Annotated in this window: 1 protein-coding gene; it reads left to right on the top strand. The window is 43.1% G+C overall.

All coding sequences use genetic code 11. From position 1 onward, the window contains the following. Positions 1-1,180 (top strand): host specificity protein J (locus tag DK865_RS13075; protein ID WP_162556633.1); only part of this gene is annotated, 1,180 nt, incomplete at both ends.

The raw sequence follows: 1,180 nt of genomic DNA on the forward strand, positions 1-1,180 counted from the left end.
GCGCAATGGGGCATGGATAACAGAGAAAAACGTCACGATTAATGGCAAACGCTCTAACTCACCTTACTTAATGGCCGTTGTATTGGATAATTTACCCCCCGTGCCATTCAGTCTGCGCATGATCCGTATCACTCAAGACAGCACGTCTGACAAAATTCAAAATAATACCATTTGGTCAAGTTATTCTGAATTAGTCGATATTTCACAAACCTATCCGGGGTCTGCTGTTGCAGGATTAATGTTTGATAGTGAACAGTTTGGCAATAAATTTCCACGCCGTAATTATTTAATTAAAGGTCGTATTATTCAGGTACCGAGTAATTATGATCCAGATAAACGGATTTACTCGGGAATTTGGGATGGCACCTTTAAGCCCGCATTTACTAACAACCCCGCATGGATATTATGGGATTTATTAACCCATCCGCGTTATGGCATGGGGAAACGCCTCAATATCAGCGAGGTCGATAAATTCGCTCTGTATGCAATTGGTCGTTATTGTGATGAGCAGGTTGATGATGGTTTTGGTGGAAAAGAGCCCCGTATGACGTGTAATGCCTACATTACGGATATGCGCAAAGCCTATGATGTCATGGGCGATATGTGTGCCATGATGCGCATTATGCCAGTCTGGAACGGGCGAACATTAACCTTTATTCAAGATAGACCGTCTGATGTGGTGTGGCCTTATACCAATGCCAATGTGATTGAGGGTAACTTTCAGTATAGTTTTAGTGCATTAAAATCGCGTCATACCGCTGTCGAAGTTCGTTTTATTGATCCTGATAATGGCTGGAAAACCAGTGTTGAGCTGGTTGAAGATGATGCCAGTATTGCCCGCTTTGGGCGCAATGTGATGCGCGTCGATGCCTTTGGTTGTACTAGCCGAGGACAAGCCCATCGTCATGGTCTTTGGTTATTAACCACGGAGAAATTAGAGACACAGACGGTTGAGTTTACTGTTGGCAGTGAAGGCTTACGCCATATGCCGGGTGATATTATCGAAATTGCTGATAATTATTATGCCGATAATCAAATCGGTGGACGCATAACACACATTGATTATACCTCTCAAACATTAACCTTAGATCGTAATATCGACACACCCAAAAGCGGTAAATCAAGCGTCACACTTATTAATGCTCAAGGTGAACCGCAATCGTATGAAGTGCTGAGTTAC

Origin of the sequence: Proteus cibi (assembly GCF_003144405.1) — a bacterium.
GTDB classification, from domain to species: Bacteria; Pseudomonadota; Gammaproteobacteria; order Enterobacterales; family Enterobacteriaceae; genus Proteus; species Proteus cibi.